The 25398-nt window shown below is 74.8% G+C and carries 28 protein-coding genes and 1 pseudogene; 15 read left to right on the top strand and 14 right to left on the bottom strand.

The window, feature by feature from the left end:
- Positions 1–185 precede the first annotated feature (185 nt).
- On the top strand, positions 186–1571 hold the full coding sequence (locus tag ACQUFX_RS07490) for a pectate lyase family protein (RefSeq protein ID WP_428965299.1): 1386 nt from the start codon (positions 186–188) through the stop codon (positions 1569–1571).
- 292 nt (positions 1572–1863) lie between these two features.
- On the opposite strand, the gene ACQUFX_RS07485 is transcribed toward ACQUFX_RS07490, so the two are convergent.
- Positions 1864–2451, bottom strand: coding sequence for an STAS domain-containing protein (locus ACQUFX_RS07485; protein ID WP_428965298.1), 588 nt, complete (start codon positions 2449–2451; stop codon positions 1864–1866).
- A gap of 115 nt (positions 2452–2566) precedes the next feature.
- The gene (locus tag ACQUFX_RS07480; protein WP_428965297.1) at positions 2567–2974 is read right to left on the bottom strand and encodes an STAS domain-containing protein; all 408 of its coding nucleotides are present in this window, start codon (positions 2972–2974) and stop codon (positions 2567–2569) included.
- 162 nt (positions 2975–3136) lie between these two features.
- Between ACQUFX_RS07480 and ACQUFX_RS07475 the strand changes: the two genes are divergently transcribed.
- From ACQUFX_RS07475 to ACQUFX_RS07460, 4 genes are all read left to right on the top strand, one after another.
- The gene (locus ACQUFX_RS07475) at positions 3137–3817 is read left to right on the top strand and encodes a response regulator transcription factor (protein WP_428965296.1); all 681 of its coding nucleotides are present in this window, start codon (positions 3137–3139) and stop codon (positions 3815–3817) included.
- A gap of 83 nt (positions 3818–3900) precedes the next feature.
- The gene (locus tag ACQUFX_RS07470; RefSeq protein WP_428966887.1) at positions 3901–5229 is read left to right on the top strand and encodes a sensor histidine kinase; all 1329 of its coding nucleotides are present in this window, start codon (positions 3901–3903) and stop codon (positions 5227–5229) included.
- Positions 5226–5822 carry a GerMN domain-containing protein gene (locus tag ACQUFX_RS07465; RefSeq protein ID WP_428965295.1) on the top strand — a complete coding sequence of 199 codons (597 nt, stop codon included), beginning with the start codon at positions 5226–5228 and terminating at the stop codon, positions 5820–5822. The genes ACQUFX_RS07470 and ACQUFX_RS07465 overlap by 4 nt, the downstream gene beginning before the upstream one ends.
- A gap of 102 nt (positions 5823–5924) precedes the next feature.
- Positions 5925–6773, top strand: a complete 849-nt coding sequence (locus tag ACQUFX_RS07460; RefSeq protein WP_428965294.1) for an HD domain-containing protein — start codon at positions 5925–5927, stop codon at positions 6771–6773.
- Between the two features lie 30 nt (positions 6774–6803).
- Here the strand turns inward: ACQUFX_RS07460 and ACQUFX_RS07455 are convergent, their stop codons facing one another.
- Together ACQUFX_RS07455 and ACQUFX_RS07450 are read right to left on the bottom strand one after the other, a co-directional pair.
- Positions 6804–8429 (bottom strand): ABC transporter permease, encoded by a 1626-nt coding sequence (locus ACQUFX_RS07455; protein WP_428965293.1) that lies wholly within the window; start codon positions 8427–8429, stop codon positions 6804–6806.
- The gene (locus ACQUFX_RS07450) at positions 8426–9394 is read right to left on the bottom strand and encodes an ABC transporter ATP-binding protein (protein ID WP_428965292.1); all 969 of its coding nucleotides are present in this window, start codon (positions 9392–9394) and stop codon (positions 8426–8428) included. The genes ACQUFX_RS07455 and ACQUFX_RS07450 overlap by 4 nt, the downstream gene beginning before the upstream one ends.
- A gap of 108 nt (positions 9395–9502) precedes the next feature.
- Between ACQUFX_RS07450 and ACQUFX_RS07445 the strand changes: the two are divergent.
- Both ACQUFX_RS07445 and ACQUFX_RS07440 read left to right on the top strand, forming a co-directional pair.
- Positions 9503–9659: pseudogene (locus ACQUFX_RS07445) on the top strand (helix-turn-helix domain-containing protein); the annotation flags it as partial.
- A gap of 149 nt (positions 9660–9808) precedes the next feature.
- A complete protein-coding gene (locus tag ACQUFX_RS07440; protein ID WP_428966886.1) occupies positions 9809–10285 on the top strand; it encodes a helix-turn-helix domain-containing protein in 477 nt (158 codons plus the stop codon).
- Positions 10286–10328: 43 nt separating this feature from the next.
- Here ACQUFX_RS07440 and ACQUFX_RS07435 read toward each other — a convergent pair whose 3' ends face one another.
- From ACQUFX_RS07435 to ACQUFX_RS07425, 3 genes are all read right to left on the bottom strand, one after another.
- Positions 10329–10700, bottom strand: coding sequence for a nuclear transport factor 2 family protein (locus ACQUFX_RS07435; RefSeq protein ID WP_428965291.1), 372 nt, complete (start codon positions 10698–10700; stop codon positions 10329–10331).
- A 50-nt stretch (positions 10701–10750) separates the two neighbouring features.
- Positions 10751–11380: a hypothetical protein gene (locus ACQUFX_RS07430; RefSeq protein WP_428965290.1), complete on the bottom strand. Its 630-nt coding sequence runs from the start codon at positions 11378–11380 to the stop codon at positions 10751–10753.
- Positions 11381–11718: 338 nt separating this feature from the next.
- Positions 11719–11958, bottom strand: a complete 240-nt coding sequence (locus ACQUFX_RS07425) for a winged helix-turn-helix domain-containing protein (RefSeq protein WP_428965289.1) — start codon at positions 11956–11958, stop codon at positions 11719–11721.
- A 305-nt stretch (positions 11959–12263) separates the two neighbouring features.
- Here ACQUFX_RS07425 and ACQUFX_RS07420 point away from each other — a divergent pair, with 305 nt between their 5' ends.
- Positions 12264–12560: a DivIVA domain-containing protein gene (locus tag ACQUFX_RS07420; protein WP_428965288.1), complete on the top strand. Its 297-nt coding sequence runs from the start codon at positions 12264–12266 to the stop codon at positions 12558–12560.
- Positions 12557–12877, top strand: coding sequence for a hypothetical protein (locus ACQUFX_RS07415; RefSeq protein ID WP_428965287.1), 321 nt, complete (start codon positions 12557–12559; stop codon positions 12875–12877). Before ACQUFX_RS07420 ends, ACQUFX_RS07415 begins: the two co-directional genes overlap by 4 nt.
- Positions 12878–12994: 117 nt before the next feature.
- Here the strand turns inward: ACQUFX_RS07415 and ACQUFX_RS07410 are convergent, their stop codons facing one another.
- Entirely contained in the window at positions 12995–13876 is an 882-nt protein-coding gene (locus ACQUFX_RS07410) for a hypothetical protein (protein WP_428965286.1), read from the bottom strand.
- Between the two features lie 95 nt (positions 13877–13971).
- Complete coding sequence (locus tag ACQUFX_RS07405) at positions 13972–14637, bottom strand: DUF559 domain-containing protein (RefSeq protein WP_428965285.1); 666 nt, start codon at positions 14635–14637, stop codon at positions 13972–13974.
- Positions 14638–15056: 419 nt separating this feature from the next.
- Between ACQUFX_RS07405 and ACQUFX_RS07400 the strand changes: the two genes are divergently transcribed.
- Positions 15057–15575, top strand: coding sequence for an NUDIX domain-containing protein (locus tag ACQUFX_RS07400; protein WP_428965284.1), 519 nt, complete (start codon positions 15057–15059; stop codon positions 15573–15575).
- Between the two features lie 39 nt (positions 15576–15614).
- Entirely contained in the window at positions 15615–16802 is a 1188-nt protein-coding gene (locus ACQUFX_RS07395; protein ID WP_428965283.1) for an MFS transporter, read from the top strand.
- Between the two features lie 188 nt (positions 16803–16990).
- Here ACQUFX_RS07395 and ACQUFX_RS07390 read toward each other — a convergent pair whose 3' ends face one another.
- Entirely contained in the window at positions 16991–17404 is a 414-nt protein-coding gene (locus tag ACQUFX_RS07390) for a hypothetical protein (protein WP_067371070.1), read from the bottom strand.
- A gap of 213 nt (positions 17405–17617) precedes the next feature.
- Here ACQUFX_RS07390 and ACQUFX_RS07385 point away from each other — a divergent pair, with 213 nt between their 5' ends.
- Positions 17618–19192, top strand: a complete 1575-nt coding sequence (locus ACQUFX_RS07385; RefSeq protein WP_428965282.1) for a glutamate synthase-related protein — start codon at positions 17618–17620, stop codon at positions 19190–19192.
- Between the two features lie 106 nt (positions 19193–19298).
- Here ACQUFX_RS07385 and ACQUFX_RS07380 read toward each other — a convergent pair whose 3' ends face one another.
- Positions 19299–20174 carry a DMT family transporter gene (locus ACQUFX_RS07380; protein WP_428965281.1) on the bottom strand — a complete coding sequence of 292 codons (876 nt, stop codon included), beginning with the start codon at positions 20172–20174 and terminating at the stop codon, positions 19299–19301.
- Positions 20175–20479: 305 nt separating this feature from the next.
- On the opposite strand from ACQUFX_RS07380, the gene ACQUFX_RS07375 reads away from it, so the two are divergent.
- The gene (locus tag ACQUFX_RS07375) at positions 20480–21001 is read left to right on the top strand and encodes a DinB family protein (RefSeq protein ID WP_428965280.1); all 522 of its coding nucleotides are present in this window, start codon (positions 20480–20482) and stop codon (positions 20999–21001) included.
- 14 nt (positions 21002–21015) lie between these two features.
- Here the strand turns inward: ACQUFX_RS07375 and ACQUFX_RS07370 are convergent, their stop codons facing one another.
- Positions 21016–21714 (bottom strand): GNAT family N-acetyltransferase, encoded by a 699-nt coding sequence (locus ACQUFX_RS07370; protein ID WP_428965279.1) that lies wholly within the window; start codon positions 21712–21714, stop codon positions 21016–21018.
- Positions 21715–21947: 233 nt separating this feature from the next.
- On the opposite strand from ACQUFX_RS07370, the gene ACQUFX_RS07365 reads away from it, so the two are divergent.
- Positions 21948–22775, top strand: coding sequence for an MEDS domain-containing protein (locus ACQUFX_RS07365; protein WP_428965278.1), 828 nt, complete (start codon positions 21948–21950; stop codon positions 22773–22775).
- The gene (locus tag ACQUFX_RS07360; RefSeq protein ID WP_428965277.1) at positions 22772–23734 is read left to right on the top strand and encodes an anti-sigma factor RsbA family regulatory protein; all 963 of its coding nucleotides are present in this window, start codon (positions 22772–22774) and stop codon (positions 23732–23734) included. Before ACQUFX_RS07365 ends, ACQUFX_RS07360 begins: the two co-directional genes overlap by 4 nt.
- A gap of 76 nt (positions 23735–23810) precedes the next feature.
- Here ACQUFX_RS07360 and ACQUFX_RS07355 read toward each other — a convergent pair whose 3' ends face one another.
- Positions 23811–24581 carry a TetR/AcrR family transcriptional regulator gene (locus tag ACQUFX_RS07355; RefSeq protein WP_428965276.1) on the bottom strand — a complete coding sequence of 257 codons (771 nt, stop codon included), beginning with the start codon at positions 24579–24581 and terminating at the stop codon, positions 23811–23813.
- 149 nt (positions 24582–24730) lie between these two features.
- On the bottom strand, positions 24731–25360 hold the full coding sequence (locus ACQUFX_RS07350; RefSeq protein WP_428965275.1) for a TetR/AcrR family transcriptional regulator: 630 nt from the start codon (positions 25358–25360) through the stop codon (positions 24731–24733).
- Positions 25361–25398 lie beyond the last annotated feature (38 nt).

Below are 25398 nucleotides of genomic sequence, written 5' to 3'. Positions count from 1 at the left end.
AATGCGACACGATGCCCGCGTTCTGCACCGTCAGCAGTCGGGCAAATAACTCCTGTCCTCTTTTACTGCAAAATACCTGCACATCGCATGCATTGACTCTCTTAATCCGCCTTACTTACCGTCGAGGGTCATCGGGGCTCCGCACCACCGCCCCGACATCTGACCGACATGTTCGGAGAGTGCCCATGCGTCGAACCATCACCAGCGCGGCCCTGGTCGCGACCCTGCTTCTGATCGGCCCCGTCCCCGCCGTCGCCTCCCCCGCCCCGGCCGCCGACCCCGCCCGGGGCGCGGTCGCCCCGGCCGAACGGAAGCTTCCCCTCACCGCCCGGCTGATCGGCCGCCAGGCCCTGCCCGCCAACGACGGCTGGGCCGCGGCCGGGCCGGGCACCACCGGCGGCTCGACCGCCGCCGACGACCAGGTCCACGTGGTCCGGACCCGGGCCGAGCTGGTCCAGGCCCTCGGCGGCGACAACGCCACCAACCGCACCAACGACACCCCGAAGCTGATCTACGTCGACGGCACCATCGACGGCTTCGAGGGCGCCGACGGCGCCCTGCTGAGCTGCGCCGACCTCGCCGACCCGGGGTACACCCTGGAGGCGTACCTGGCCGCGTACGACCCGGCGGTGTGGGGGCGGGTGGCGCCCAGCGGCCCGGTGGAGGCCGCCCGGGTCCGGTCGGTGACCAACCAGACCCGGCACACCCAGATCAACGTGGGCCCGAACACCACCATCGTCGGGCTGCGCGGGGCGACCCTCACCGGTCTCACCCTGATGATCGACAGCGCGGACAACGTGATCGTCCGCAACGTCACCTTCGACGACGCCCGGGACTGCTTCCCGGCCTGGTCCCCCACCGACGGCGAGTCCGGCAACTGGAACTCCCAGTACGACCAGGTCTCGGTGCGGCGCAGCGAGAACGTCTGGGTCGACCACAACACCTTCACCGACGGCGACAACCCGGACAGCGCCCAGCCGGTCCACTTCGGCCGCCCGTACCAGGTGCACGACGGGTCGCTGGACGTCACCCACACCGCCAGCCTGGTCACCGCCTCGTTCAACCGGTTCGTCGGGCGGGACAAGCTGATGCTGATCGGCTCCTCGAACACCGTCGGCCCGGACGTCGGCCGGCTGAACGTGACCCTGCACCACAACGTCTTCGACGGTGTGCTCCAGCGGCTGCCCCGGGTCCGCTTCGGCCAGGTCGACATCTACAACAACTACTACCGGCTCTCCGGCGAGGGCTTCGAGTACGCCATCGGGGTCGGCGTCCAGTCGGCGGTGTACGCGCAGAACAACTACTTCACCCTCGGCTCCGGCATCACCGCCGCCGACCTGCTCTACGACTGGAGCGGCACCGCCATCACCACCCGGGGCAACTGGGTGCACGAGGCCGGCCGGCTCCCGCGCGGGGTCGACCTGGTGGCCGCGTACAACGCCCAGCACGACCCGGACCTGAGCCCGGACGCCGGCTGGACCCCGACCCTGCGTACCGGCCCGGTGCTGCCGGCGCCCCTGGTGCCGCTGACCGTGCAGGCGCTCGCCGGCGCCAACCGCCTCCCCCTCTGATCAACTCTGACCAACTCTGACCGACCGACTGCCGCGAAGGAAGGGCCCCTTCTTAACACCCGCCCGGTGAGAGGGGTACCTCTCTCTACCGTATGCGTTAACAAGGGGCCCTTCCTTGCACCGGCCGACCGGCGTACCGGGGCGACCGCCTAGGGTCGGCCCGGTACGCCGGTGGCGGCGACCCGGCCGCCACCCGCGGTCCGGGTGGGCTGGTGCGAGCCCGGGGCCGGGGCGGATGGCGGCGGGCCGCCGGACCGGGTGCGGGACGGTGCGATCCCGCGCCCGGATGGGGTCAGTCGGCGCGTGCGGCGGCCAGGCAGGTCAACGCCTGGTGCCGCTCGTCGAAGGTGAGGAAGACGCCGGCCAGCCGCATGGTGTGCAGCACGGTCAGCACGAAGCGGGACGGCGCCACCAGACAGAGCGTCAGGCCGCGCTGCCGGGCGTCGTTGTGCGCCCGGACGAGGATGCCGAGCCCGGTCGAGTCGATCAGCTCGACCTGGGACAGGTCGAGCACGACCGGCCGGCCGACCGCGACCGCCTCGGCCAGCGCCGCCCGCAGCGGCTCGGCCACGGCCAGGTCGATGTCGCCGCTGGGCCGGACCACCACCGCGTCCGGCAGCGAGTCGATCGCCACGTGCCAGGCCGCCGACTCGACCGGCCCGGCGGGCGGTACGACCGGCACGTCGATCGGGCCGGTGGGGCAGCGCGGACACCGGTGCGGCCCGGTGGCGAACGCCGACCCGCTCCAGGCGTACTCGGCGATCACCGGCCAGACCACGTCCGGTTCTCGCAACTGGCTGGTGACCTCGGTGCGGATCTCCCCGCACCCGTCGCAGATGAGCTGCACGGTACCCGGACGCAGACCGGGAACGACAGTCATGTGGCACCTCCCGTGAGGCGTGACGTCCACCGGCCCGGGTGGACGATGGGCGCGTGGGGACGGCCCGAACCGGAACCGTCCCCACCGGGCTCGGCTCGCGAACCGCCGCGCGCGGTCAACCGTGACTCTCCGCCCGCGACCCGACCACGGTGCCGGGGTCCGCGACGCCGCACGCGTCGCCCGGCACCGGCTGCGCCGGTACGACGTACAGGACCTGGTCGACGCGGGCGACCTGGAACAGCCGGCGCAACCGTGGCGAGGGGGACCGCAGGACCAGCCGGCCGCCGAACGACCACATCCGCCGGTGCGCGTCGAGCAGCAGGGCGATGCCGGCCGCGTCGACGTGTCCGCACCCGGCCAGGTCGATGACCAGCCGCGCCGGACGCAGCCCGAGCACCCGGTCCAGCACCGCGCCGAGTTCGGCCACGGCGACCCGGTCCAGCGGCTCGGTGAGCGCCACCTCCACCAGCTCGGTCGCGGGCGGCTGCGCCGGAGGCCCGCCGGCCTCGTACCTGCCGGACATCGCACCTCCCACGCTCGGCTCCGCCCGTCGGCTCCGCCGAGCTTGCGGCAGGCATGTGGCGGCGGTCACGCGGAAATATGACGGTTCCATGACAACACCCCCGGCGGAGGAACCCGGGGGGTGGATTTGGCCCGGCCCGCGACGCCCCGGATGATGGCCTGCATGACCGGAGTGCTGGTGATCGAGGACGATGACCGGATCCGCCTGTCGCTGGTGCTCGCCCTGGAGGACGAGGGGTACGAGGCGCGGGGCGTCGCCACGGCCGAGGAGGGGTTGGTCGAGCAGCGCAGCAGACCGGCGGAGACGGTCCTGGTCGACCTGATGCTGCCCGGGGTGGACGGGTTCGAGTGCATCCGCCGGCTGCGCCGCCACGACGGGGTGCCCATCGTCGTGGTCAGCGCCCGCGACGACACCCACGACATCGTCGCCGCGCTGGAGGCCGGCGCGGACGACTACCTGGTCAAGCCGGTCGCGATCAAGGAACTGTCGGCCCGGCTGCGGGCCCTGCGCCGCCGGGCCCGGGCGGCCGAGCCGGCCGCCGACATGCCGACGCTGGTCTTCGGCGACCTGGAGATCGTCCCCGACGCCGGCGAGGTACGGCTGCGCGGTGCGCCGGTCGCGGTCACCCGCACGGAGTTCCGGCTGCTCTGCGAGCTGGCCCAGCACCCGGGCCGGATCCTGTCCCGCCAGCAGTTGCTGCAACGGGTCTGGGACCACACGGTCGGCGACGAGCGGCTGGTCGACGTGCACGTGGGCCGGCTGCGGCAGAAGATCGAGCCGGACACGGCGAAGCCGCGGCACCTGCTCACCGTCCGCGGCCTCGGCTACAAACTGCAACGATGAGCCGGATCGCGGCGGTACGCCGGGCGGCGGCGGTGTGCCGCGCCGCTCTGCGGCCCCGGGTGACCGCCGGTCTGCGGACCCGGGTGACGGCCGGCTTCACCGCCGGCGCGCTGGCGCTGTCCACCTCCATCGCGCTGGTCAGCTACCAGGTGGCCCGCAGTTCGCTGCTGGCCGAGCGGGAACGCACCGCCGTCCGGGCGGCGTACCTGGACGCGACCGTGGTGCAGTCCGGGCTGGCCGCCGACCGGCCGGACATCCTGGAGATCCTGCGGTCGCTGGACACCGGCGGGAACCGGCGGGCGGTGCTGCACCGCGACGGCGAGTGGTACGCCCGCAACCTCGACGCGGGTGTCACCTCCGCCATCCCGCCCGCGTTGCAGCAGCTCGCCCACGCCGGTGAGCCGGTGGTGCAGCGGGTCCGCGCCGGTGGGCAGCCGGCCCTGGTGATCGGGGTGCCGCTCGCTCCCGGTACCACCTTCTACGAGGTGGACTCGCTGATCGAGCTGCAGAACACGCTGCGGGTGCTGGCCATCGTGCTGACCCTGGTGGCGCTGAGCACCGCCGTGGCCGCCGCCGCGCTGGGCCGGCACGCCACCGGGTACGTGCTGCGCCCGCTGCGCCGGGTCACCGACGCGGCGCAGGAGATCACCGACGGCAACCTGACCGCCCGGCTCGACCCGGCCGCCGAACCGGACCTGGCCCGGCTCACCACCTCGTTCAACGGCATGGTCGACCAGCTCTCCGCCCGGATGCAGCGGGACCGCCGGTTCGCCGCCGACGTCAGCCACGAGCTGCGGTCGCCGCTGCAGACCCTGGAGGCGGCGGCCAGTGTGCTGGCCCGTCGCCGGGACCGGCTCGACGAGCGCAGCGCCACCGCCGTGGACCTGGTCAACGCCGAGGTCGCCCGGTTCCAGGCGCTGGTCAACGACCTGATCGAGTTGGCCCGCAGCGACCAGCCGGCCGAGCGGTCCCCGGTCGACGTGCCGGACCTCGCCCGGCAGGTGTGCCGGACCCACGGGGTGCCTCCGGAGCTGGTCACGGTCGAGGAGGGCACCGAGCGGACCTGGCTGGTCGACCGCCGCCGGGTCACCCAGCTGCTGTCCAACCTGATCGAGAACGCCCAGCGGCACGGCGGCGGACCGAGCGCGGTCCGGCTCGGCACCGACCCGGACGGGTACCTGCTGACCGTCGAGGACGAGGGTCCGGGCATCCGACCCGAGGACCGCGAGGTGATCTTCGACCGGTTCGTCCGGGGGCGGGCCGCGCACGTGCGGGGCGCGGGCGACGGCACCGGGCTGGGCCTCGCCCTGGTGGCGCAGCACGCGGCGGCGCACGGCGGGCGGGCCGGCGTGACCGACCGGCCCGGGGGCGGCGCGCGGTTTTACGTCCACCTGCCCCGGCGGGACACATGACCGGCACCGGGACACCTCGACCCGGTCGCCGGCCGCGCCGGGCCGGCCACCGCTGGGCCGTCCTCGCCGCCGCCCTGGCCCTGCTGGCCGGGTGCGGGGTCTCGGCCGAGGACCGGCCCCGGGTCATCGAGCCGCCCGGCGGGCCGCACCCGATGGTGACCACCCCGCCGGCCGAGCCCACCGGCCAGTTGACCGAGACGCTCTGCTTCGTCCGCGACGAGCGGCTGGTCCGGGTGGACCGGCGGGTGCCGAGCCCGTCGACCCCGGACACCCAGATCCGGTACCTGGTCGAGGGGCCCACCGCCGGGGACCGGGACGCCGGCCTGGCCACCGCGCTGACCGGCGCGAGCCGGATCACCGGCGTCCGGATCACCGGACGGGAGGCGCTGGTCGACGTCGCCGACGGGTTGGCCGGCACCGGCCGGACCGACGAGATGCTGGCCTTCGGCCAGGTGGTCTGCACGCTGACCGCCCGGCCGGACGTCGACCTGGTGTCGTTCCTGCACGACAGCCGCCGGCTCGGGGTGCCCCGGGCCGACGGTTCGCTCTCCACCGGGCCGCTGACGGTCTCCGACTATCCGGTCGCCCGCTGAGCGGCCCCACCGCCACCCACCGGCCGGCGACGGACCCTGGGCGGGGGTCGGGTCGGCGACCGGGGTCACCCGGGTCGGACGAAGATCCGCTATAAGTGACAGATGGACTTCCCGCCGTACCTGGCCTCCATGCCGATGCACGCGATCACCGAGATCCACGGCGAGCCCGGCCTGCTGGCCCGGTTCCGGCTGGAGATCGCCGCGTTCGACCCGGCCGCCCGGCACCGCCTCACCGAGGCGCTGGACCTCGCCGCCGACCTGCACCGGGAGGACCGGCGGGTCCGCGAGCCGTACCTCAACCACCTGCTGCGGGTCGCCATCCGGATGATGCACCACTACCAGGTCCGCGACGTGGACGTGATCGTCGCGGGCCTGCTGCACGACGCGGTGGAGGACCACCCGGCGGAGCTGGCCGCCACCGACCGGGGAGCGGCGACCGGTCCGGGGGCGGGCGGCCGGGCGGCAGTGGTGGGCGACGCCGGTTCCGGTGCGGGGGCCGGCGTCGCCAGCGGGTCGCCGCTCGTCGCCGACCCGCTGGCCCAGGCGGAGGCGGAGGCCCGGACGGCGGCGCTCGCGGTGCTGGCCCGCCGGTTCGGCCCCCGGGTCGCCCGGCTGGTGGCCGCGGTCACCAACCCGCTCTACGACCCGGACCGCGACCGTGCCGTCCAGTACCGCGAGCACATCGCCACCAGCCTGGACGCCGAGCCGTGGGCCCGGGTCATCAAGGTCTCCGACTTCACCGACAACGGGGTGGGGGTGATCCACGCGGTGGGGCCCCGGGTCGCCTACTGGGCGGCGAAGTACCGCCCGCTGGTGCCGGTGCTGCGGGACCTCGTCGCGCGGGCGGACACTCCGTTGTCGCCGCCGGTGAAGCAGCACATCTTCGACCAGCTCGACCTGGCCGAGGAACGGTTCAGCGCGATCCTGGACCAGCCCGTCCACCCGCACTGACCCCCCGCACCGGCGTCGGCCCCGCCGCCCTCAGGTGGTGAGGTCACGCCGCCGGTAGCCGGCCAGGCCGGCGGTGACCAGCACCGCCGCGACCGTGGTGAGCACGACCAGCGGCAGTGCGGTCACCTCGGTCGCCGGGACCGCCGGCACGTGCGTGAACGGCGACAGGTCCAGCACCTGCTGGGGCAGGTCCAGCACCGTCCCGAGCTGTCCCAGCAGCAGGAACAGCAGCAGGGCCGCCCAGGACAGCGGGACCGCCGCGCGGGGCAGCAGCCCGATCAGCAGCACCACGACCCCGGCCAGGACCAGCAGGGCGGGCAGCCGCACCAGGGCCGCGCCGGCCAGCGCGAGCGTCCGGCCCACCGGGTCCCCGGTGGCCAGGCCCTCGCCGAGCCCGGTGCTGAGCCCGCCGACCAGGACCAGCCCGGTCGCGCCGAGCACGGTGGTGAGCAGGTGGGCGCCCAGCCAGGTGATCCGGTTGACCGAGGTGGCCAGGACCGCCTCCAGGATGCCGTCGGTCTCCTCGGTGCGGGCCCGCAGCAGCGCCTGCACCACGTACGCGCCGACGGTCAACGCGAAGATCGCCAGCATCGCCGACAGGTACGCGTCGACCAGGACGTCGCCGCCGCCGAACTGGTTGATCATCTCGGCCGCCGCCGCGTTCTCCGCGATCAGGTCGTCGAACTCGTCCACCGCCACGCCCATCGCGAAGCCGACCAGCCCGATGCCGACCACCCAGCCGAGCAGGGTGCCGCGGTGCAGGTGCCAGGCCAGGCCGACCGGGCTGAGCATCCGTGTCGCCGCGACGGCCGGGCCCCGGCGCTCGGCGAGCAGCCCGGCCCCGAGGTCCCGCCGGTCGGTGAGCCGGTACGCGACCGTGACCGCGACCGCCAGCAGCCCGGCGGGCAGCAGCAGCACCCACCACCGCTCGTCGCCGAAGGCACGCAGTTGGCCGCTCCACCCCATCGGGGACAGCCACGACGGCCAGGCGCTGGTGAACCCGATCCCGTCGGGGTTCGCGTCGCCGAGCACGTCCCCGAGCGCCCGCAGCGCGAAGGCCGCCCCGAGGGCCGCCGCGGCGAGCGCGTTCGCGCCCCGGGAGGTGCCGGCGAGTTGGGCGGTGACCGCCGCGACGGCGGTGAAGGAGACGCCGATCGCGCCGATGGCCGCCGCCGCGGCGACCGAGCCGGTGACCGGCAGGCCCGCCGCGACCAGCGCCACCGCCAACCCCACGGCGGCGAGCAGGTTCGCCCCGACGACGACCAGCAGCGCGGCGGTGAGCAGCGCGTGCCGGCCCAGGACGGAGGAGCCGAGCAGCTCGGCCCGGCCGGTCTCCTCGTTCTGCCGGGTGTGCCGGACCACGGCGAAGGTGCTCAGCAGCGCGGTGAGCACGGCCAGGGTGAGGAACGACTCGGTGGCGACCACCGCGCCGAGGCTGGTGCCGTGGACCGGCCCGTTGAAGACCCGGGCCACCAGGCTGCTGGTGGCGGTGGTGGCGTACCCGGTCCGCTCCTGGTCACCGGAGTAGAGGTCGGCCATGCTGACGGCCAGCGAGGCGGCCAGCAGCGGCAGGCCGAGCAGCCAGAGGCCGAGCGTGACCCGGTCCCGGCGCAGCACCAGCCGGGTCAGGCTGCCGGTGCCGGTGAGGGCGCTCACCGGTCACCCCGCCGCTGCGTCGTCGTTCCGGCCGCCCCGGCGGGGGCCGCGACGCCGACCGGCGTGGGGGTCGCGGCCAGGTCGGGCCCGGGGCCGTAGTGGCGCAGGAACAGCTCCTCCAGGGTGGGCGGGGTGCTGGTGAGCGCCCGCACCCCGAAGGAGAGCAGGTGGGCCAGGAGCGCGGCGAGGTGCTGCGGCTCCACCTCCAGGTGGGCGTGGTGGTCCCCGACGTCGACCGGGTTCACCCCCGGCAGCCGGTCCAGCCCGGTCAGCGGGCGCTCTGTCTCGACGGTCACCGAGGTCCGGGTGAGGTGCCGCAGCTCGGTGAGGGTGCCGGACTCGACGGTGCGACCCTCACGGATGATGCTGACCCGGTCGCAGAGCGCCTCCACCTCGGCCAGCACGTGGCTGGAGAGCAGCACGGTGCCGCCGGCCCGGCTGAACCGGCGCACCTCGTCCTGGAACACCGACTCCATCAGCGGGTCGAGCCCGGAGGTCGGCTCGTCGAGCACGAGCAGGTCCACGTCGGCGGCGAACGCCGCGACGATCGCCACCTTCTGCCGGTTCCCCTTGGAGTACGCCCGGCACTTCTTGGTCGGATCCAGCTCGAAGCGGCGCAGCAACGCGTCGCGGCGGCTGCGGTCCAGCCCGCCGCGCAGCGCGCCGAACAGGTCGATGGCCTCGCCGCCGGAGAGGTTCGGCCACAGGTTCACGTCCCCGGGGACGTACGCCAGCCGGCGGTGCAGGGACACCGCGTCCCGCCACGGGTCGGCGTCGAACAGGCGTACCGTCCCGGAGTCGTGGCGCAGCAGGCCGAGCAGGATCCGGATGGTGGTCGACTTGCCGGCGCCGTTCGGGCCGAGGAAGCCGTGCACCTCCCCCGCCTCGACCCGCAGGTCGAGCCCGTCCAGGGCCCGGGTGCCACCGAATGTCTTCACCAACTCGCTGACCGAGATCACGCCCATCGGAACTCCCCGTCGTCACGGACCAGACCCCCGTCACTGTACTGACCGTCGGTCAGGGGATTCAAGCACCCCCCGGCCCTCGGTCAGGGACCGGACTACGCTGGTGGGGTGGAACTCGCCCCACCCGACGACACCCGCACCCGGATCCTGCGGGCGGCGCTGGAACTCTTCGCCGAACAGGGGTACCAGCGCACCTCGCTGCGGCAGATCGCCGAACGGCTACGGCTGACCAAGGCCGCGATCCTGTACCACTTCCCGACCAAGGAACACCTGGCGCTCGACCTGGTCGAGCCCCTGCTGGTCGACCTGGAGACCCTGTTGGACACCGCCGGGGGACGCGCGCCGGAGCAGGCCCGGTGGACCCTGGTCGAGGGGTGGATCGACACCATCCTGCGGCACCGCCGGTCGCTCGGCATGCTCTTCCACGACATCAACATGTTCAGCCACGGCCCCACCTTCCACCGGCTGATCCGGATCGCGATGCGCGCCAACGAACTCGTCGCCGGCCCGAACGCCAGCCGGCGCGACCAGGTCCGGGCGGTGCAGACGATCGCCATGTGCAGCGACCCGATCCTCTTCTTCGCCGACGTGTCGGACGAGGTGCTGCGGGCCGACATGCTCGACGGCCCGCGCCGGCTCTTCGCCGCCCCCACCGGCGGGACCGCACCGGACCCGACCCCGCCGGCAGCGACACCCGCACCGGCAGCCGCGGTGGCACCGGCGGTGTCGGCGGCGGGTCGGCGGCGCAGTGGGCGACCCCGGGCGATGAGCACCGAGCAGATCGCCACGGCCCGCCGGATGTACGCCGCCGGCTCGCACTCGGTGGAGACCATCGCCGCCACGCTCGGGGTCTCCCGGGCCACCGTCTACCGGCACCTCGACGACCAGTGAGACGGCTTCTGAGACAGTTGTGAGACACTTCTGAGACGGCGGCTCACCCCGCCGGGGTCGACTCCACCGTGTAGTGGATGGTCTGCGCCACGATCCAGCCGTCCTCGATGACGAACGAGTCGGCCCCGTCACGGACCCGCGCCCCGTCGGCCTCCGCCGTCCACTCCAGGAACGCGAACCGCCCCTCGACCAGGACCTTCGTGTACGTGAACCGGCCGCCGGGCAGTTCCTCCCCCAGCCAGCGGGCCAACTCCTGTGCCCCGGCCCGGCCCCGGAACACACCCCGGCGCTCCAGGATCACGCACTCCGGGGAGAGGTTACGCTCGATGTCCTCGGCGAACCGGTGCTCGGTGGACAGCCGCAGATGCTCCTGGAACACCTCGGCCGCCGACCGCGACCGCAGATCCTCGGGCATGTCACCCCTCCCGGACGCCGACTGCCCCCCATCATCGCGCCCGATCCCCGTCACCGTCCCGGCATCGCCGGATCCGCCGCCCCCGCCGACGCACCCTCGACGGCCTCCGTCGGCACCGACGACGTCCCGGGCGCGTCGAGCCAGCCGTGGCGCCGGTCCGCCAGCCAGTCGGACTGCGTGACCGAGCCACCCCGCACCCCGAGGTCACCCCGGGCCGCCTGGTAGAACGCGTCCCGCCCCTGGTCGGCCCGGCGCACCAGGTCGGCGACGGCGACGGGCGGGCCGGACAGTCCCCGGGCGACCCGTTCGATCTCCCACACCGCGTCCCGCCAGGTACGCGCGGCCGACACCGTGGCGGCGTCGCCCAGCAACAGCAGGCTCTCCCAGGCCAGGGTGTGCCGCACGTCCGCGTCGGCGAGCCGGGTCAGCCCCTCCTCCCGGTCGATGCGGTGCCCCCGGGACGCCGGCCGCTCCGCCGCGATCATCCGCAGCGACACGGCGTGGATCTCCTTGACCACCCGGCTGAACTCGACACAGACCTCCAGCCGCCGCTCGTCCCAGCGGACGCGTTGACTACGACGCCATCGACTCCGGTCGGCCAGCGAGGTCGCGAGAATCGTGCCGAGCGTCCCGACCATCACACCGATCAACGCGGGCAGTTGTGCAAGGAGAACACTCACGGCGATCAGCCTGCCACCCCGCGACAACCCGCAGCGCATCGACGGAGGCACCTGACCGGCTGGGCGACTCCCGGCGCGTCGGTGCCACATCGGAGGTCAGGGTTCGCGCGTCCACACCGAAGGCCGTACCCAAAGATCCCCTGTCCGGTGCCGGGTAGGGGCGGCAGCGGCGTGCTGACGGGCGTGGACGTGCTCTCACGGATGGGGCAGCTCGAAAGGGGCTCGTGGAGATTGGTCCTGGCCGCAGCCGGCCCGGCCGTGGACCGACCACACCGCGGTGAGGAGCCCGGTGAGCAGGGCCGACGGGCATACCTGTCGAGCTACCCGCCAAGCCCCTGTCAGGGCTCGCGCATCCACAGCCGAGGGTCGTTCACGAACACCCCCTTGCCCTGGTGCCGCCGGATCACCCGCAACGCTTCGAGCCGGACGTAGGCCAACTGCACGGTTCCGTAGCTGACCCGGTAGTCCTCACGGGTCTCGGTAACCGACGGCAGGCGATCACCGGGCTTTAGCCTGCCGGCCTTCACGTCAGCTATGACGTCGTCGGCGATGCGGAGATATCCGGCTGATTCGGGCATGTCACTCCTCGCGTGGCAACCCGATTCGACCACAGCCCAAACATCTCCACAATGTTCTTTGACTTCCCCAACTTCACTAGTTATGTTGACGGAGAGTCGTCCTCGCGTGGCAACGGGTTCGACTCGTACCCCGCTGGTCGGGGCGGGTGTGTGCCCGTCCCGGTCGTCAGGGCTGGCTTCGTGGTCGTACCGCCGGATGGGCTGCGACGACGGAGCCGGCGGGGCCGCCCGCAGCCGGCGGCGGACGGCCCCGCCTCCACCCCACTCCCACCTGCGCGCTTCCCCCTGCTGCGGAAAGGATCGTCGTGACCCAGGTGTACCGCTCGGGCCAGCCCCACGGGGCCGGTCATCCGCACCACCTGACCCCGCACGAGGTGCGGACCTGGCAGTTCGACCCGCGTCGGCGCGGGGTCGACGCCGATCAGGTACGCCGGTTCCAGACCAGGGTGGCCGACGAGTTGACCATCCTGCACGAGGAGGTACGCCTGCTCCACCAGGAGAACGACCGGCTGGGGCGGGCCCTGCGCGACTGGCAGATCATGCACGCCCGCGAGTGCCGCCCGCCGGAGGAGTCCACCCCGCCGAACCGGGGCCACTGGTGACCCACCGCCCCTCCCCGGGCGACCTGCTGACCGTCGACGGGCGGGCCTCGGTGCAGTTCGCCGGGGCCCGCGCCCTCACCCTCCGCGTCGTGTCGGTCTCCGACTACCCGACCTACCACGGCTGGATCTGGCTCACCGGATACGTCGTCGACCGGCGTGGCCTGGCCACCGCGAAACGCGAGATCTTCGTCCAACTCGCCGGCCTGCGACCGGCCCTGCCGCCACCCCCGCCCCCGGCCCGGGTCACCCGCCGTCGGGCCACCGGTACCCCGCCCGCGACGTCGGCTCGACCGGCCCGCGCGGGGACAAGGAGCTGAGGTGTCCCCGGTGACGATCAGCTATGGACGTGACGCTGCTCCGGAACGGCCCGACACGTGTCGACGGGCCGTTCCGGAGTGGTCCGGCCTGGACCGGCGGAATCCGTCCGGCCCGGATCAGCGGGCGGAGGCCAGGTCGCCGCAGTCGGTCTCGTCGGGCAGCAACGGGCGCAGGTGGACCGTCCAGCTCTTGCCGCCGGAGGTCCACGGGGTGGCCTGGGACGCGCTCGCGGCCACGTCCAGCACCTGCTGCACCGCCGTCCCGGTGACCGTCACGCAGGTCAGGTTCTCGACGGCGCCGAGGGCCGCGCCGGGCAGGGCGGGGCCGGGCCAGGCCACCTCGGGCTGCTTCATGCCGTCGCCCGGGTCGACCCAGGGCTCGACGATGGCGGCGACGGCCGTCGGCGTGTACGGCTTGGTGGCCGGGGCCGCCGCCTGGTCGGTCACCGCCGTCGGGACGCCCAGCGACTCGGCGAAGCCGCGCAGCTTGTCGCGGGCCGCCCGCTGGTCGGCGGTCAACCCGGTGCCCGCGTCGGCCGCCTCGGCGAGGGCGTAGACCTCGGTCTCCTCGGTGCCGGTGGCGCCCCGCAGGGTGAACCGGGTCGAGGGGGCGTCCGCCACCGGCGGTTGGCCGAGGTCCCCGGCGCTGCCCACGCCGGCCGCGCGGGCCCGCTCCACCAGTTTCGCCACCTCCTCGGCGCTGAGGGTCGCCACCTGGAGGTTGGGCAGGGCCGGGCCGGGATAGATCATGGTCACCGGCCCCTGGGTGATCACCCGGCCGTCGCCGTAGACGCTGACGGTGGGCAGCCGGCCGGCCAGCATCGCCGGGGTCACGAACCCACCGGTGTGGTCGACGCGGAGCACCACGGCGTCGGCCGGGTACGAGGTCTCACCCGAGCCGGTGTCGCCGGTCGACTCGTTCTGCTGGGCGCAGGCCGCCGTGAGCAGGAGCAGCGGCAGGACCACCGCCGCCGCGCGTACGCCTGAGAGAGTTGTCATGCCCCTGTGACGCGCCCCGCCCCCGAACCGTTCCCCGCCCAACCCTCCGCTGTGGCACGTCGCCCTGCCCGAAGCCGGCCGCCCTCGGCCCGTGGTCACCCGCGCCGGCTGGCCAGGATGGCGAGGATCTCCCGGCGTACCTGGGTCACCTCGTGCACCAGCCGCCGACGGGCGAACCGGACCACCAGGATCCCCCGCGTGGCCAGCAGGGCGTCCCGACGCAGGTCGACCTCCCGCTGGCGCGGGTCGCCGTGCGTCGTGGCACCGTCCAACTCGACGTCGACCTGTTCCCGCTCGGCGTAGACGTCGAGGTAGACGCTGCGGGCACCGAGCCTGACCCGGACCTGACCCGGAACGCCGGCATGTCCGGGCCACGGAAGACGTGCTCGTGCCCCCAGATCTCCAACGGACTGTGGCAGCCGTCGGCGAGCCGGTCCGGCAGGGTCCGCACCTGTGCCCGGTGCGGCAGGGCAGGCGCCGTGCCCAGCGCCGCCGCGACCCGCCCCGGGGTGGTCCGCCGGTCGCCGACCGCCCGGATCAACGGCCCCGGACGGTCCGACGCCGGCACCAGCGGCCAGGCGTCCACGAGGGCGCGCTCGATCCGCACCACCGGCAGACCGGACCGGCGTACCACGTCCGGCGCGCCCAGGACGAGGTCCCGTCGCCGGTGGACCCGCAGGCCGGGGCGGCCACGGACGCCGGACCCCGCCGGCACGTCCAGGTGCAACGGCTCGCCGGCCGGTTGCCGGCGCAGGCCCCACACGGCGAGGGCGGTCGGTCCACCCAACGCGCCCCGACCTCCGGCGTACGCCGTCACGCCCCGCCACGCCGTCTCCGGCGGCAACCGGGTGAGCGTCCCGCCGGCCCCGGCGTGCGCGGCGACGGGGTCGAGGCCGGTCAGGGGCATGCGGGTCGGGTCGAGGTAGACGGTGGGGAGCACCCGGATCAGCTGGCCGCTGCGGCAGGCGCGCTGGAGCACCTGCGGAACCACCTGTACGGCGGCCGTGTCTCGGGCGGCCCCCGAGCGTCGGGCAGAAACCGACGCCGCCACCGGCGTGTCGCGTCGAAAAACCGCCACCGCCGGGAGCAGGCGAACGCCGAGATCGGGGCGGGCAGGGGCGGGACCGGACGGGCGTGCGCGGGTGCCCGTGACGGGGAGCGAGCGGGTAGGGTGCGCGGCGTGGCCGGCGTACTGCACTCGCACTGTTCGTACTGTGGCATCAGCTACCCGACGGAGGCCGGCTGGCCCCGGGTCTGCGCGGGCTGCGGGGAGACAGTGTGGCGCAACCCGTTGCCGGTCGCGGTGGCCGTGCTGCCGGTGCGCACCGACGCCGGGCTCGGCGTGGTGGTGGTGCGCCGGGACATCGAGCCGGCCCGGGGTCTGCTCGCCCTGCCCGGCGGCTTCATCGAGTACGGCGAGGAGTGGTCGGCGGCGCTGGTCCGCGAGCTGCGGGAGGAGACCGGGCTGGTCGCCCCCGCCGAGCAGGCACACCTGTTCGCGGTGCACGGCGCGCCGGCCGGCGGCACCATCATGATCTTCGGTACGTTGCCCGAGCGGCCCGCCGCCGAGCTGCCGCCCTCCGCGCCGACGGAGGAGGCCACCGAGTGGCTGGTGGTCACCGAGCCGACCGAACTGGCCTTCTCCACCCACACCCGGGTCCTCGCCGAGTTCCTCGCCGCGCACCGCGGCGGCCACTGACCGGCTCGGCCCGCTCGGCCCACAGAGGAGGGATCGATCATGTGGTGGTCCGGTGACGGCGGACGGCGGCTGGTGGTGCTGGTGGCGTTGGCGGCGTCCGCGTTCGCCTTCAACACCACCGAGAACCTGCCGATCGGCCTGCTCCCCCTGATCGCCGCCGACCTGGCGGTCACCGTGCCGGCGGTCGGCCTGTTGGTGGGCGGGTACGGGCTGACCGTCGCCCTGGTCTCGCTGCCGCTGGCCCACGTCACCCGGAACGTACCCCGGCGGTACCTGCTCACCGGGGTGCTGGCGGTGCTCGTACTGGCCACCGCGCTGTCGGTCGCCACCACGTCGTACCCGGTGCTGCTCGCCGCCCGGGTCGCCACCGCGCTGGCCCAGGCCCTGTTCTGGGCGGTCACCGCGCCCGTCGCGGTCGGCCTGTTCCGGCCGGCGGTCCGGGGCCGGGTGGTCGCGGTGATGTCGGTCGGCGGGTCGCTGGCCACCGTGCTCGGCGTACCGGCCGGCACCTGGCTGGGCGAGCAGGCCGGCTGGCGGGCCCCGTTCCTCGGGTTGGCGGTGCTGGCGCTCGTCGTGCTGGTGCTGGTCGCCACGCTGCTGCCCACCTCGGCGCCGGAGCAGAGCCACGGTACCCGCGCCACCGCCCCGCACGCCGGCCGGTTCGCCGCCGTGCTGCTCGTGACGGCGGTCTCGGTGACCGGCATGTTCACCGGTTTCACCTACGTGGCCGAGTTTCTCACCCAGGTCGCGGGCTTCGCCGCCGGCACGGTCGGCGGGCTGCTCTTCGTCTTCGGCGCGGCCGGCCTGGTGGGTGTGGCCGTGGTCGGGCACCTCCTCGACCGGTTCCCCCGGGGCACGCTGGTGTGCACCGTCGCCGGGCAGGCGGTGGCCCTGCTCGGGCTCTGGCGGTTCGCCACCGAGCGGCCGGTGGTGGTCGGCCTGTTGGCGCTGCTCGGCGCCACCGCCGTCCCGGTCTTCCTGGCCACCCAGGCCCGGATCCTGCACGTCACGCCGGGCCGGACCGAGCTGGGGTTCGCCGCGAACTCGGCGACGTTCAACGTGGGCATCGCGGCCGGCGCCCTGCTCGGCGGGGCGGCCCTGCCGGCTGGGGGGCCACGGACCGCCCTCCTCGCCGGGGGTCTGCTGACCGTCCTGGCGGCGGCGGTGAGTCTCGGCGACGCGGCGCGAGCCGGCCGGGACACCACCCACCGGCCGGTCCCCGCCTGAACCACCCACCGCGCCCCGAGCGGCACCAGCGGCCCGCCCGACGGCAACGGCACGGGCCGGCACGGCCCGCCCGACGGCACCGGCACGGGCCGCCCGAGGGCACGGCACGACTCTGCCGCCCCGGCACGACGGTGGGTCACACCAGTGGGTCACCCGCCATCGACCGGGTCCTCGGGAGGCCGGACGGGTCAGTCCCGGAGCAGGTCGGCGTGGGCGGCGCGGAGCCGGTCCAGCGCCGGGTCGGCACCCGGGGCGGATCGGCGGTCCAGCTCGGCCCAGGCTGCGGCGAGGGCGTCGGTGACCGCCCGTAGCTCGGCGGCGTGCCGGCGGGCGCTCTGCTGGTGCGCGGCGTCCAGGCGGCGGGCCCAGCCGGCGGTGACCGTGGCGATCCGCTCGGCGTCGGCGCGGGCCTGGGCCAGGCTGCGCGCGGCACCGGCCGGGACGATCGCGGCCACCGGGCGGGTGTCCCGGTCGCGGGTGACGACGGTGACGGTGTCGGTCAACTCGGCCATGGCGACGAGTTGGGTCAGCCGGGTGCGGGCCTCCCGCAGCGGCAGGGCGCGTGGCTGACCGGCGTCGTGGGGTAGGGCGGGGGCAACCATGAGCCCATGGTGCGCCGGGGGTACGACATTTCAGCGGCACCACCGTCGATACGTCCTGGCACCGGCCGTTCCGCCGCCCCGCGGACCGGCGGGGGGAACCCCCGGTCCGGGTGCCCCGAGCCGGTGGGCCGCAGCCCGGGGCAGGGGCCGTGAGCTGGGCGGTCGGCGACGCCACCCGTGCAGGTCACGGGAATCCCAGGGAGGATGGCCGGCATGAAGTGGGTCAACCGTGCCATCCCCGTCGCCGTCGCCGCTCTGGCCGGGCTCGCCGCCCGTGACCTGCTCCAACGGGACCGGGCCCTGCTGCGCACCTATCCGGTGATCGGCCGGGCCCGGTACCTACTGGAGTCGATCGGGCCGGAGCTGCGGCAGTACATCGTCGCCGGCAACGACGAGGAACGACCGTTCACCCGGGACCAGCGGCGCTGGGTGTACGCCTCGGCCAAACAGGAGAACAACTACTTCGGTTTCGGCACCGACAACGACGTCGAGCACACCTCCGGGTACCCGGTCATCCTGCACAAGACGTTCGGCCGGACGGTGCCGCCGTCCGCGCCGTCGGCCGGTCAGGACGTGCGGCTGCCCTGCGCCAAGGTGCTCGGTGCGGCGCGGGGCCGGGCCCGCGCGTTCCGGCCCGCCTCGGTGGTGAACATCGCCGGGATGAGTTTCGGCTCGCTCTCCGGGCCGGCGGTGGCGGCGCTCAACCGGGGCGCGGCGCTGGCGGACTGCCTGCACAACACCGGCGAGGGCGGCCTGTCGCCGTACCACCGGCGGGGCGGGGAGTTGGTCTTCCAACTCGGTACCGCCTACTTCGGATGCCGCGACGAGCGGGGGCGGTTCAGCCTGGACCGGCTCAAGGAGGTGGTGGCCGGCGCCCCGGTCCGGGCGCTGGAGGTGAAGCTGAGCCAGGGCGCCAAGCCCAGCCTCGGTGGGCTGCTGCCGGGCTCGAAGGTGTCGGCGGAGATCGCCGAGACCCGGGGCATCCCGGTGGGGCGGGACTGTGTCAGCCCGTCGCGGCACGCCGAGTTCTCCGACTGCGACAGCCTGCTGGACTGGGTGGAACTGCTCGCCGCCGAGACCGGGCTGCCGGTGGGGATCAAGTCCGCCGTCGGGGACCTGGGCTTCTGGACGGAGCTGGCCGACCTGATGCGCGACACCGGCCGGGGCGTGGACTTCGTGACGGTCGACGGTGGCGAGGGCGGTACCGGCGCCGCGCCGTTGATCTTCTCCGACTCGGTGTCGCTGCCGTTCCAGCAGGGCTTCGCCCGGGTGTACCGGACCTTCGCCGAGCGGGGGCTGCACGAGGACGTGGTCTTCGTCGGCTCCGGCAAGCTGGGCCTGCCGGACAACGCGGTGGTCGCCTTCGCGCTCGGCTGCGACATGGTCTCCGTCGGCCGGGAGGCGATGCTGGCGATCGGCTGCATCCAGGCCCAGCAGTGCCACGCCGACACCTGCCCGACCGGGGTGGCCACCCAGAACCGCTGGCTGGTCCGGGGGCTGGACCCGGCGTCGAAGGCGGTCCGGGCGGCGAACTACCTGCGGACCCTGCGCCGGGACCTGGTCAGGGTCGCCGAGGCGTGCGGGGTGGAGCACCCCGGCCTGATCGGCACGGACGCGGTGGAGGTGCTCGACGGCCGGACCTCGGCCACCCCGCTGCGGGAGGTGTACGGCTACCGCCCGGAGTGGGGCCTGCCGTCGGCGGCCGACCAGGCCGAGATTGTCCGGTTGATGGCCGGCACCGCGCCGCAGGGCGGCAGCGCCGAGCCCTCCCCCACCGCGATCGGCTGACGCCCGGCGGCACGGGTGGTGACCCGCCACCCGACCCCGGCCCTGGCCCCGCGCCTGGTCCGCGCCGGCGACGGAGCCAGGACCGGGATCAGGGCCGGGGCCGGGATCAGGGCCGGATCAGCAGGGCCACCGCGGCCAGCAGCAACGCCGCCCCGACGGCCACCCCGGTGCTCAGCGCCTCGCCGAACAGGGCCACCCCGAGCAGCGTCGCCACCACCGGTTCGAGCAGCACGATCACGGCGGCGGTGGCCGCCGGGACGGTCCGCAGCCCGGCGAAGTACCACCGGTAGGCCAGCAGGGTCGGCACCACGCCGAGGAAGAGCAGCCAGCCGAGCACCGGGACGAGGTCGCCGGTCTGCGGCCGGACCCCCTCGACGAGGGCGAACGGTGCCAGCACCAGCAACCCGGCGCAGAAGGACGGCAGGGTGCCGCCACCCCCGCCCCCGCTGGTCCGGCCGTACAGGGTGACCGCGCTGTACCCCAGGGCGGACACCAGCGCCGCCGCGACGCCGACCGGGTCGACGGCGCCCGCGCCGACCGGGTCGCCGACGAGCAGACCGAGCCCGGCGAACGCGACGGCGAGGGCGAGCCCGCCGCGCCGGTCGAGCCGTTCACCGAGCAGCAGACCGGCGCCGACGGCGACGAACACCGGGCCGGCCCCGAGCGTGATCAGGGTGCTCAGGGCCAGGCCGGCCCGGTCCACCGCGACGTAGTACGCGCCGTAGTAGACGGCCATCCCGATCCCCGTGGTCACCGCCGACCGCCGGGACGCGGTGGCCGGGCCGGCGAGCGGGCGGACGGCCTGGACGGCGGTGAGCAGGGCGGTGGCGATCACCATCCGCCAGAACGACACGGCCATCGGGCCGAGGCCGCCGGAGCGGAACAGGGCCGCCGCGACGGCGCCGCCGACGCCCCAGGCGAGGGCGGCGGCCGAGACGAGCAGAAGATCGCGCCGGTGCGGCGCGCGGGTACGCACAACCATGTGACAACTCCGTGATGGAAGCCGGAAGGAAGCTGGTCCGCGAGACGGCGGGCGGCATCCATCGCCCGGAGGGGGTCATCCCCGCCGGGTCGGTGTCGTCAGAGTCGGCCGCCCGCTACCGGGCGGGCGGCGAGAGGTTCCGGTGCCACATGACCCGTACCTTAGCCAAGGGTCAGCCGTGCCGGACCAGCGCCCGGAGCGGCCGGTGACCGGCACGATCCGGTCGGCGCGCCGCCCGTGGCGGCACCGGGGCCGCCGGCCGAAAACGGGCTGACAGTACGCGGCGGGCGTGGCATGGTCGCCCGGTGCCCGACACCCGACTCGCCCTGCTGCGCTGGCAGTTCGACCTGACCTGGTCGCTGTTCGAGTACCACCTGGACCGGTTGACGGCGGAGGACTTCCGCTGGGAACCGGTCCCCCACTGCTGGACGCTGCGGCCGACCCCGGACGGTGGCTGGGCGCCGGACTGGGCGGACACCGAGCCGGACCCGGTGCCGGTGCCCACCGTCGCCTGGCTGACCTGGCACATCGGCTGGTGGTGGGGCGTCACCCAGGACCACCTGCGGCGGCGTCCGCCGCGCGGGCGTACCGAGGTCGGCTGGCCCGGTGACGGGGCGCCGGCGGTGGCGTGGCTGCGCGACCTGCGCGGGCAGTGGCTGGCCCTGCTCGACGGCCTGACCGACGCCGACCTGGACGCCCCCGCACCGTTCCCGTGGCCCGAGCCCACCGACCTGACCGTCGCGCACACGCTGGCCTGGGTGACCGCGGAGCTGATGAAGAACGCCGCCGAGATCGGTCAGCTCCGGCTGGTCCGCGCCGCCCGCTGACCGGCCCCACCCGGCTACGGGGCGAGCGGCGCGGTGGAGCGGACCAGGTAGAGCGTCGAGCGGTCCGGGCCGGGCAGCGGGTCGCCGGCGAGCAGCGGGCCGCCCTCGGGCAGGGGGTCGCTGGCGGGTAGCGGGTCGCCGGCGGAAAGGGGCGCCTCGGTGAAGCCGAGCCGCTCGTAGAACCGGCGGGCACCGGTGTTGCCGGCGGCCATCCCGAGGTGCACGGCGGGCACCCCGGCGGCGCGCAGCCCGGCGAGGAACCGGGCCATCAACCGGCGGCCGAGGCCCCGGCCCTGCCAGTCGGGCAGCAGGTCGATGTGCAGGTGCGCCGGGTACGCGGCGAGCGCCGGCACCAGCATGCCCTCCGGGTGGTGGTGCACGGCGAGCAGCACGTCGTCCGGGGTGACCGGCGGGTCAGCCGGTGGCGGGTACCGCCCGGCCAGCCGGGGGATCCACTCCGCCCGGTACCGACGGACGAAGGTGGGGGTGTCCGCGGTGCCGACGACGTACCCGACGGCGCGGCCGGTGCCGTCGTCGAGGATGTGGGCGTGCTCCGGCTCCAGCGTCACGTACGGGGCGGCGTACACGTCGCCCATGAGCAGGTCGGAGGCGTACCGGCCGCGGGCGTCACCACCGGCGTCGGCGGTCCGGACGCAGATGTCGTAGACCGCGGCCAGGTCGGTCGGGGCGTAGGGACGGACGACGGGTTCCACGGCACCTGCCTCGTCGGGTGGGACGGCCGGTCCACCGTACCCATCACGCCGCCCCGGTTCCGCCCCGCACCACCGTCGGCCCACCGGCCGGCCGTCGACAGTGGACGCGCCGGTGGGACGACGGCCGACCCGGGGCGTCCGCCGGGACGGGTTCACGGACCGTGACCGGCGACACCCGCGAGCGTCGCCGGTGCCGGGAACCGGCTTACACTGTCCGGCGTGGGAGGGCGGGTGTGATCGACCAGGCACGGGCAGACCAGGCGTACGGGCACGTGTGCTGGTCGTACGACGATCCGGCGGCCTTCGACTCGCGGGCCCGGCAGTTCGTCGACGAGGGCCTGGCCGCCGGGGAGCGGGTCTGGTACGTCACCGCCGGTGACCCGACGGGACGGGCCGCCCCGCGCCGGCCGCTCGCCGGCCTGCCGGCGGACGCGCCGCCCGGGGCGGTGCAGGTGGTCGCGCTGGCGCAGACGTACCGCGGCGGCGCCCGGGTCGACCCGTCCGCCCAGGTGGACGCGTACGCGTCGGTGACGGAGGCGGCGCTGGCCGCCGGGTACACCGGGCTGCGGGTGGTCGCCGACGTGACCCCGCTGGTGCGGACCCCCGCCCAGCTCGACGCCTTCGCCCGGTACGAGCACCTGGTCGACCGGTACATGCGGGCCCGGCCGATGTCCGCCCTGTGCGCCTACGACCGCCGGAAGCTCGGTGACCGGGCCGTGGCCGAGCTGGCCTGCCTGCACCCCGAGACCAACGCGCCGGTGCTGTTCCGGTTGTTCGCCGCCGACCCGGGCCGGGCCTACGCGCTCACCGGCGAGCTGGACCCGTCCAACCACGAGCTGTTCCGCCAGGCGTTGTCCCGGGTCGACCCGCCGGGGCCGGACGGCCGGTTGGTGCTGCGGGCCGCCGGGTTGCGCTACATCGACCACCGCTGCCTGCTCCACCTCGACGACCATGCCCGCCGGCACGGGCTGACCGTGGAGCTGCGGACCGCCGGGACGGCCGCCGCGCACCTGGTCGAGCTGCTGGGGCTGTCCCGGGTCCGGGTGGCGGGGGCCCGATGAGGACGGGTGCGGCGGCGGGGCACCAGGGTTGCTACCACGAGGCGGTCTGCTACGGCTCGGACGAGGAGCTGCTCGCCGTCGTGCGGCCGTTCCTGCTCGACGGGGTGAGCGCGGGCGAGCCGACGATGGTCGCCCTGGGCGAGCGCACCGCCGCGCTGGTCCGGGCCGTCCTGCCCGGGAACGCGCCGGTGAGCTTCCTCGCCCCGGTCGCCCCGGACACCCGGCCCACCGTCGCGATCCGCGCCTACCGGCGGATCCTCGACACGCTCGTGGCCGACGGCGCCCGGCAGATCCGGGTCCTCGGGGAGCTGCACCCGATGGCCTTCGGCGCCACCTGGGACTGGTGGGCCCGGTACGAGGCGGCGATGAACCGCGTGTACGACGAGTATCCGTTGTGGAGCGTGTGCGCGTACGACCTGCGCGCCACCCCGGCGGCGGTGCTGGCGGACGTGGCCCGGACCCATCCCCGGCTGGTCACCGGCGGCGGGCGGCGGGTGCCGAGTCCCGGCTACCGCGACCCGGTGGAGTACCTCGCCGAGCCCCGGCTGGCACCGGTCGACCCGTTGCAGCTCACCCCGCCGGTGGTCGAGCTGCTCGATCCGACGCCGGTGCAGGCCCGCGCGGCGGTCTCCGCCGCCGACGACGGTCGGCTCCCGGTCAACGCCGTCGAGGACCTGGTGGTGGCGGTCAGCGAGGCGGTGACCAACGCGCTGCGGCACGGGCGGCCACCGGTGTGCCTGCGGCTCTGGCTGGGTGTCGACCGCATCGTGGTGACGGTCAGCGACGGCGGCAGCGGGCCAGCCGACCCGTTCGCCGGGCTGGTGCCGCCCGCCGGGGACACGCCCGGTGGGCTTGGTCTGTGGATCACCCACCAGTCCTGCAGCCACGTGACCATGCAGCGGGCGGCGGGCGCGTTCACGCTGCGGCTGACCGCCGGGAACCCGCACTTCCTCGCCTGAGCGGCGACGCCGGTCACCCGCCAGCGCCACCGGGCCCGGCAGGCGGAGCGGCGTGGCGGTGCCGGTCCATGGGCTGTCAGGGCGTGCCGGCGGCCCGTTCGGCGATCACCACCGCGATCCCGTCGAGCACCCGCTGGAGGCCGAACTCGAAGGCGTGCGCCGGGTGGTAGGCCGCGCCGTGGGCCTGTCCGGCGGCGGTGCCGACCCGGGCGGCCGTCGGGAAGCTGCCCCCGGTGGCGAACAGTTCCAGCCAGGGGGCGTGCGCCCGCCACCACTGGTCCTCGGTCAGCCCGGTGTCCCGTTCCAGGTCGACCTGGTCCAGGGCGGCGCGGGCGGCGCTCTTGACGTGGCCGAGCACGAGGGTGAGGACGCTGTCCATCTCCAGGTCGGTCAGGCCGATGCCGTCGACCGCGCCGAGTTCGTAGTCGTACTTGGCCAGCAGGTTGGGGCCGAGCACGGGACGGCTCGTCTCGGCCCGCAGCAGCCACGGGTGCCGGCGGTACAGCGCCCAGTTCTCCCGGGCGACCTGCTCCAGCCGGGCCCGCCAGCCGGTCAGGTCCGCCGGCCGGGCGGTCTCCCCGTACACCGTGTCGATCATGACGGTGAGCAGTTCGGTCTTGCCGGGGACGTAGGTGTAGACGGACATCGTGGCCACCCCGAGCGCCTCGCTCACCCGCCGCATGGTGAGCGCGTCGATCCCCTCGGCGTCGGCGATCTCGATGCCCTGCCGGACGATCCGGTCGACGCTCAGGGCGGGGCCGCCACCCCGGCTGACCGGCTCCCGGGTCCGCCACAGCAGCGCCAGGCTGCGGGCCGGGTCGACGCTGGGTCTGCGGTCACCGGGCATGGCCCCATCCTGCCCGGTGCCCCCGCCGGCCCGCCGGCCGGGCACCACCGCACCGGTCGTGACCGGCCGGCACGGTCCCGCCGTCACCGCCCCCGCTCCCACCCGGCACGCCGGACGGGAGCACCGGGCCGAGCCGCCGCCGGAGCGGCTCAGCCCGGCCCGGGGTCGCCGTGCGCGAGCAGGAAGGTCCGCACCGCGCCGAGGGCGACCTGGTCCAACTCCTCGTCGCCCACCTCCCGGGTGCCCATCTCGGAACGCGCCTCCAGCGGGCCGACCAGCAGCGCGGTGAACTGCTCGGCGGCCTGGGCCGGGTCGCCGTGGCGCAGCCGGCCGGCGAGCATCAGCCGGGCGAACCGGTCGGCGAGCGCCTGGTTGAGCCGGTGCGGCCCGTGCTCGCGCACGATGTCGAGGGCGTCGGGGAAGGTGGCGATCTCCGAGTAGAGCAGCCGCCGCAGCGCGCACGAGCGGGCGTCGCAGTGCGACCGGACCAGCCGCCGGGCGACCGTCTCCATCGTCGCGCGCAGGTCCCCGGCCCGCTCGTGCAGCGGCTCCAGCGCCGCCAGCCGCTCCACCAGCGCCGCCTGCGCGGCCGCACCGATCGCCTGCCGGAACAGCGTCGGTTTGTCGACCAGGTGGTTGTAGACGGTGGGCTTGGCCACCCCGGCCTCGTCGGCGATCTCCTGCACCCCGGCGTGCGCGTAGCCCCGGCGGGCGAAGACGTCGAACGCCCCGGCCAGGATCGCCTGCCGCTTGTCGATTCGCCCCCGACCTCCGTTCACACGCCCACTTTACCCGCCGGTTCAGATAACGTGCCTAT

Source organism: Micromonospora fluostatini (genome assembly GCF_050410825.1).
Lineage (GTDB): Bacteria > Actinomycetota > Actinomycetes > Mycobacteriales > Micromonosporaceae > Micromonospora > Micromonospora rosaria.
This window is presented reverse-complemented; position numbering and strand designations above follow the sequence as displayed.